This window comes from Tissierellales bacterium (genome assembly GCA_035301805.1).
Lineage (GTDB): Bacteria > Bacillota > Clostridia > Tissierellales > DATGTQ01 > DATGTQ01.
In genome coordinates this window covers 1-6,823 of record DATGTQ010000025.1, presented here as the reverse complement: position 1 = coordinate 6,823, position 6,823 = coordinate 1, and the positions used below count along the sequence as shown (strand labels likewise).

The 6,823-nt window shown below is 30.5% G+C and carries 8 protein-coding genes; 5 read left to right on the top strand and 3 right to left on the bottom strand.

The genetic code is table 11. The annotated features are described in order from the left end of the window. The first annotated feature begins 139 nt into the window (after positions 1-139). Entirely contained in the window at positions 140-727 is a 588-nt protein-coding gene (locus VK071_01120) for a metal-dependent hydrolase (protein ID HLR33918.1), read from the top strand. A 199-nt stretch (positions 728-926) separates the two neighbouring features. Then, positions 927-1,631, top strand: coding sequence for a zinc dependent phospholipase C family protein (locus VK071_01115; GenBank protein HLR33917.1), 705 nt, complete (start codon positions 927-929; stop codon positions 1,629-1,631). A gap of 117 nt (positions 1,632-1,748) precedes the next feature. Here VK071_01115 and recR read toward each other — a convergent pair whose 3' ends face one another. From recR to dnaX, 3 genes are read right to left on the bottom strand one after another with little or no spacing between them, the layout of a single operon-like run. Continuing rightward, a complete protein-coding gene (gene recR, locus VK071_01110) occupies positions 1,749-2,348 on the bottom strand; it encodes a recombination mediator RecR (GenBank protein ID HLR33916.1) in 600 nt (199 codons plus the stop codon). Positions 2,349-2,364: 16 nt separating this feature from the next. Next, on the bottom strand, positions 2,365-2,700 hold the full coding sequence (locus VK071_01105) for a YbaB/EbfC family nucleoid-associated protein (GenBank protein ID HLR33915.1): 336 nt from the start codon (positions 2,698-2,700) through the stop codon (positions 2,365-2,367). 14 nt (positions 2,701-2,714) lie between these two features. Next, the gene (gene dnaX, locus VK071_01100; protein ID HLR33914.1) at positions 2,715-4,394 is read right to left on the bottom strand and encodes a DNA polymerase III subunit gamma/tau; all 1,680 of its coding nucleotides are present in this window, start codon (positions 4,392-4,394) and stop codon (positions 2,715-2,717) included. A gap of 271 nt (positions 4,395-4,665) precedes the next feature. On the opposite strand from dnaX, the gene VK071_01095 reads away from it, so the two are divergent. From VK071_01095 to VK071_01085, 3 genes are all read left to right on the top strand, one after another. After that, positions 4,666-5,658 (top strand): TAXI family TRAP transporter solute-binding subunit, encoded by a 993-nt coding sequence (locus VK071_01095; protein HLR33913.1) that lies wholly within the window; start codon positions 4,666-4,668, stop codon positions 5,656-5,658. Next, the gene (locus VK071_01090) at positions 5,633-6,157 is read left to right on the top strand and encodes a DUF1850 domain-containing protein (protein ID HLR33912.1); all 525 of its coding nucleotides are present in this window, start codon (positions 5,633-5,635) and stop codon (positions 6,155-6,157) included. The genes VK071_01095 and VK071_01090 overlap by 26 nt, the downstream gene beginning before the upstream one ends. Beyond that, a partial coding sequence (locus VK071_01085) for a TRAP transporter large permease subunit (GenBank protein ID HLR33911.1) occupies positions 6,154-6,823 on the top strand: 670 nt, incomplete at its 3' end. The genes VK071_01090 and VK071_01085, both read left to right, overlap by 4 nt.

The following is a 6,823-nucleotide window of genomic DNA, read 5'->3' as shown; positions in this document are numbered from 1 at the left end:
CCTAGCATAAAGCTAATATAGCACATTTTCCTATATGAATCAATTAACTTTGAGTAAAGTTAATACTAATTAATATATTTAACTTGAAGATAACGTAAAAAGTTAATATACTATAAAAGTCTACTAGAAAGGAGTAATTATGACAGGAAAAACACATATAGCCATAGGAATTGCAGCAGGACTTACTGTATCCTCAGGTCAACCAATAGAAAATCAATTAGCTCTAATCTTAGCTTCAGCAATTGGATCTCTAGTTCCCGATTTAGATCATCCAAAAGCTAAATTAAATCAAAAATTCTTATTAATTAAAAATAATACTTACAGAACTTTCTTTTATTTATTTCTAAGTGGGTTATTTCTTTATTTATACTTTGTAGTAAATAATAAGACCTTTGGACTTTTAGGTATAGTCACTTTCTTTATAGGAATTTCAGAACATAGAGGGTTTACCCATAGTATAGTAGGCTTTCTTATATCTATATCTATAGTTAAAATAGTAACATCAAAATATGGATTCCCTCCTATATACACTGGCTTTACCCTGGGGTATGCATTACATTTAGCAGCAGATTTTTTTAATCCTAAAGGAATAAAATTATTCTATCCTTTAAAAAATAATATATCATCTCCCATTACGGTCAAAACTTATAGCTCAGCTGAAAAATTAATATTTATATTTTTAAATGTATATTCTATTTTATTATTATTTAAATTTTTAAATTCGTGATGGAAATAATTTTCCATCACGAATTTTATTTATTCTTTTATTCGATTTTTACTGGAAACTTCTTTAATTTAATTTTATATTTTTCCCCTTTCCGTTTATTTTTAACTAAAATACAGATAATAATATAATACTATTAAATATATAGTTAATTTACTAAAAATAGTTGAATTATATAAAACAAATAAAGCTGGTGGTTAGAATGGAGAGTTTTGAAGTAATTTATAATAAATTCCTAACAAATTTTTTTAAAATAATAAACCCAATAAAAAAATCAATAATAAGAACTCAATGTGAAGTTCATAAGTCTATAAATATAGACGCTTTGAATATTCTTAAAAATGATGAGTATTTAAGTGAATATAGTTTTTTTAGTGAATATATTGAAGATATAAACAAAGGAGCCGTATGGGCCGACCAAAATCTTAAAAGCTCAAACCATTTTTACAATCCTAATAAAAAAAGAGGTTTATTTGGAAGAAAAAATGCTTTAGATTTAGGAAGTAGTTACTATTCTCTAGCCCATATCTTATGGGAAGAGGAAAAACATAATAAGTCTTTATTTTACTTAGGTGCAGCTCTCCATATTATTCAAGATATGACAATTCCCCAACATGCTAATATCAGGCTATTAGACAATCACCGACAATATGAATTATATATTAAAGAAATATATAAATATACTAATGATTTTAAAGTAGAAAAAGGAACATATTTATTAAAATCTATCAAAAGTTATATAAGATTTAATGCTAGAGTTACCATTAAAATTCATAACAAATTTAAAGACATTCCTAATAACAAAGATAGATTTTACCGTATAGCTAAATGTGGTCTTCCATTGGCTAAAAGAACTACAGCAGGAGCAATGGTTCTGTTCTACAATGAAATATTTCCTAATTCATAAGTTTTTAGTTAAAAAAGAATAATTTTAATAACTGGCCCTACTGACTCGGAATCTAACCGTCCCCGGTGAGTCAAAAAGTGAGTCAGTAAGGACCATCCCTACTGACTCACTACTGACTCACATTTCTCTCCTATTATCCATTGCTTTTGATAGGGTTACTACGTCGAAGTATTCTAAATCTCCACCTACAGGTATCCCATGGGCAATTCTTGTTGTTTTAATTCCCATGGGTTTAAGAAGTTTTGCAAGGTACATTGCTGTTGCTTCTCCTTCTACTGTAGGATTAGTTGCCAAAATTATTTCTTTTACATTTCCTTCTTGAACCCTTTTCAATAATTCTTTTATTTTTATATCATCTGGACCCACATTATCCATAGGAGATATTGCTCCGTGGAGAACATGATAGAGTCCCTTATATTCTCTAGTCTTTTCCATTGCCACTACATCTTTTGCCCCTTCTAATACACATATAGTAGATCTATCTCTACTTTCATCTCGACATATTGGACAAGGATCCTCATCTGTTAAATAACAGCATATGCTACATTGTTTAACTTTTTCTTTAGCATCGGTTATAGCTTTTGCCAATTTTCCTGCTTCAAAATCCTCCATTTCCAGAATGTAAAAACTAAGCCTTTGAGCCGTCTTTTTTCCTATACCGGGAAGCTTAGAAAATTGCTCTATTAAATTAGCTATAGGTAAAGAGTAATACTCCATCTATATCAACCTTCCTCTAGAAAAGACCTGGTATATTCATTCCTCCAGTTAACTTTTTCATTCCTTCAGCCATAAGATCTTCTGCTTCTCTTAATGCTTCATTTACTGCTGCCATTACCAAGTCTTCCAACATTTCTACATCTTCAGGATCTACAACATCTTCATCTATGGATATTGAAACTATTTCTTTCTTTCCATTAGCCTTAACAGTTACAGCTCCACCACCTGCACTTGCTTCTACTTCCTTTTCCTCTAATTCTTGTTGCAATTTTTCCATTTGCTTTTGTGCTTTCTGCATTTGCTTCATCATGCCACCCATATTTCCCATACCTGGGAACTTACCTCTTGCCATTGTTTTTAAACCTCCTAATCATTTTTTACTTCTACAAAATCCTCACCAAAGAAGTCAACGACTTCATTTAGTTTGTTATCTTTAACATTATCATTACTGGAATTATTCACTTCATCTTCCATAGTAAATTTTACTCTAACACTTTTATTAAAATATCTAGATATAACTTTATTTACAAAATCTTGATGTTTCTTTTCTAATGCTTCCTTATGAACACCAAAATTTTCTTTATATCCTATAGTCAATAAATTATTCCTAACGCTCAAAGGTCTACCTTCTTTAAGAAGAGCATATACTACTACATTTTCTTTTCTTATATAATTTAAAATTAATTCCCACTCATCTACTACTTTATCAAATTCAAATCCTGTACCTTCTGTAATCAATTCATCCTCAGCTGTTTTTCCCTTCTCTAAATCTATCCTTTCTTTCCCTATATATACTTTTTCTTCTTTTTTATCTACTTTTTCCTTTGTTATAGGCTTTTTCATATTTTTTTGAACATTTCTTCTTCCAAATTGTCTTTCCATAGTTTTTTCTGGAATCATAGTTTTTCCAGTGCTTATAAAATCTTCAAGCTTTTTCACTCTTTCTTCTAAAGATAATTCATCTTCTAAGTTTATCAGTTTTATAATAGACATTTCAAGTATAATTCTAGGCTGAGTCGACCATTTAGCTTGATTTTCTCCCTCATTTAGCAGGTCTAAAGCCTTAAGAATAAATTTCAGAGACATGTTTTCTGCTTGAATTTCATACTTCTTTATAGCCTCTTCTTCCATATCTATGATGTCATAAGGATTCTTAGAGGATTTAGCAATCATAAGATTCCTAAAATGAAGTATTAAATCTTTTATAAATTGATTAATATCTATTCCACTTTGTACAATATCATCTACAATATATAAAGATTTTTCCAGATCCTTCTCTTTTAAATTATCAACTATATTAAATATAATATCTTTATTTGCAATACCTAGTATTTCTAAAGAGTCTTTTAATCTTAACTCATCTTTATTAAAAGATATACATTGATCTAAAAGACTTACTGCATCTCTCATAGCTCCTTCAGCATTTCTAGCTATTAATTGTAGTGCACTTTCTTCATATTTAATATCTAAATCTTTACATATATTTTTTAAACTTGAAACTATATTACCAGTACCTATCCTCCTAAAATCAAATCTTTGACATCTAGATAGTATGGTTTGGGGAAGCCTTTCCGATTCAGTAGTTGCCAATATAAATATTAAATGTGCTGGTGGTTCCTCTAAGGTCTTTAAAAGTGCATTAAATGCATCATTTGAAAGCATATGCACCTCGTCCATAATATATACCTTATACTTTGCCTTTGCAGGAGCATACTGTACCTTATCCCTAAGTTCTCTTATATCATCTACACTACTATTACTTGCTGCATCCATTTCTATTACATCCATGATACTTTCGTCTAATATGCCCTTACAGATTTCACAAGAATTACAAGGATTACCATCCTTTAAATCTATACAATTTACAGCTCTTGCAAATATTTTAGCTGTAGAGGTCTTTCCTGTTCCCTTAGTTCCAGAAAATAAATAGGCATGGCCTATATTTCCATTAAAAATCTGATTTTTTAATGTAGTTGTAATATGTTCCTGCCCTATTACTTCGTCAAAAGTTTTAGGCCTATATTGTCTATAAAGTGCTTTATACATAATTTCCACCCTCACTATTATAATACATATATTATACCAAATATATATACTAATTACACTATTTATGCCCCTTTCATTTTTATAAGCGTATAATTTCTTATCTTTCTTCAAAAAAAAAGAGGATATTTATAAATAATATAGAATAGTATAAGTTATGAGTATTTGTTTATCAGAATATTATGCTAAATGAATGCTTTTATTATACCAAAATCACCTTATCAATTTACAAGAGAGAATTTTTACTAACTTATATTAAAAAGGAGGAAATAACATGTTTAAAAAAATACTAATAGGCGTACTGACCCTAGTGTTAATTTTATCCTTAACAGTGGGGTGCAGCTCTAAAAATGGTAAACAAACAAGTACTGGAGGAAAGAAAAACTATATATCCATTGCTACTGGTGGAACATCTGGAACCTATTATCCATTGGGTGGTGCAATGGCAAAGGTCTTTAATGACAACATAGAAGGTGTAACAGCAAATGCCCAATCAACTGGTGCTTCTGTTGAGAATATTGAATTAGTATCAAAAGGTGAAACGGAAATAGCCTTTGTTCAAAACGATATAGCTTATTACGCTTATACCGCTACCGAGATATTTGATGATCGTGAAAAGATAGAGAACATAAGGGGAATGGCTATGATTTATCCAGAAGTGATTCAGGTCATTGCTACTAAGAATTCAAACATTGAAACTATTGAAGATTTAAAAGGCAAAAAAGTTGCTATTGGTGCACCTGGTTCTGGTAGTGAAGCAAATGCTAGACAAATTTTAGCAGCTTATGGTATGGATTATGATGACTTAGGAAAGGCGGATTTTTTATCTTTTAACGAAGCAGCAGACCAATTAAAGGATAAACAAATTGATGCAGCTTTCATTACAGCAGGAGTACCAACTTCCGCAGTTACAGAGGTTTCTCAAACTGCAGATATTGTAGTAGTTCCTATAGAAGAAGAAAGAATTGCTGAACTTGTCGAAGAATATCCTTATTATACAGATGCTACTATACCGAAAGATACCTATAAAGATCAAAAAGCAGATATAAATACTGTAGCTGTAATGGCAATGTTAGTTGTACCAGAAGATTTAAAAGAAGATTTAGTTTATGAACTGACTAAGTATTTATTTGAAGAGAAACAGGAAATTGCCGATACCCATAGTAGAGGTAATGACATAAATCTAGAATCAGCTTTAAAAGGTATGCCTATCGACCTACACCCTGGTGCACAAAGGTATTATGATGAAAAAGGAATTAAACAGTAAAATTATAGGGAAGAGAGGTATAATTTTAATTATTTTTATAATTTTATTAATTATATATCTTTATCCCATTTATATTTTAGAAGCATCTGATTACGAAACAGATAAGTATTTAAGAAGTTGGAAAGTTCAGAAATATGATAGGTTCAGTATAAAGCACATTCATTCTGTTCAATTGGTACCCGTTATAGAAATATACTCTATTAACCATAATGGGGATATTATACTTGAGGAATCTTATTTCCATTCCTATGGTGCTGGCTTACCAGCCACAACTCCTTATGATTTCAGTATAACGGAAAATGGCTTTAAAATATACAATATTAACGAAAAAATGGATAATCTTATTTATAGGACTGGTGCCGTTAAAGCAGAGCACCAGATCTATATTAATAAGCATTATGAAGCCTTTTTGGATTTTTCGGAACCTAGGACTAGCGTAAAATTTGATGTTAAGAAAATATCTTTTTTAAAACAGTTATTAAGGGAGGTTTTTCAATGAAAGATGTAAAAGATGTAGATGAATTGTTAGAAGAATATGACCAAGAATCTAGTGGCTCTAGGAAACTTGTTGGTCTTATTGGAATAATAGCTACCATTATTGCTATTGGAATGTCTGTATTTCACCTTTATACGGCAGGAAGAGGTACCTTACTTTCTTTAAGGCAAAGGTCATTGCATATTATTTTTGCCTTTACCTTAGGATTTTTATTATTTCCAGCAACTAAAAAAGGAAATAAAAAGAAACCATCTATATTGGATTATGTTTTTATCGGATTAAGTCTACTTATATTTGGATACTTATTTATTTTTGTAGAAGAAATTGCCCTAAAAGGTGGAAATATGACCACTATGGATATTTTATTTGGTGCTACGGCAATTCTTTTAACCTTAGAAATCACTAGAAGGGTCGTAGGACCTGAGCTTCCAATAGTAGCTATTATATTTTTGCTATATGCTAGATTTGGTCCTTATTTCCCAGGAGAATTGGGACATAGAGGCTATTCTTGGAGTAGAATCATTGGACATATGTATTTCACACTAGAAGGACTCTTAGGTATACCTATAGGTGTATCAGCAACATTTGTATTTATGTTTCTTTTATTTGGTGCCTTTTTGGACAAAACAGGAGTTGGTGAGTTTTTTATCAACCTTGCCTATTCTTTAA

Excerpts from the sequence above, each read along its gene's own strand:
- VK071_01105 (HLR33915.1), bottom strand. The coding sequence starts at position 2,700 with ATGGCAAGAGGTAAGTTCCCAGGTATGGGAAATATGGGTGGCATGATG.
- VK071_01115 (HLR33917.1), top strand. The coding sequence starts at position 927 with ATGGAGAGTTTTGAAGTAATTTATAATAAATTCCTAACAAATTTTTTT.
- recR (HLR33916.1), bottom strand. The coding sequence starts at position 2,348 with ATGGAGTATTACTCTTTACCTATAGCTAATTTAATAGAGCAATTTTCT.
- VK071_01120 (HLR33918.1), top strand. The coding sequence starts at position 140 with ATGACAGGAAAAACACATATAGCCATAGGAATTGCAGCAGGACTTACT.
- VK071_01090 (HLR33912.1), top strand. The coding sequence starts at position 5,633 with ATGATGAAAAAGGAATTAAACAGTAAAATTATAGGGAAGAGAGGTATA.
- VK071_01095 (HLR33913.1), top strand. The coding sequence starts at position 4,666 with ATGTTTAAAAAAATACTAATAGGCGTACTGACCCTAGTGTTAATTTTA.
- dnaX (HLR33914.1), bottom strand. The coding sequence starts at position 4,394 with ATGTATAAAGCACTTTATAGACAATATAGGCCTAAAACTTTTGACGAA.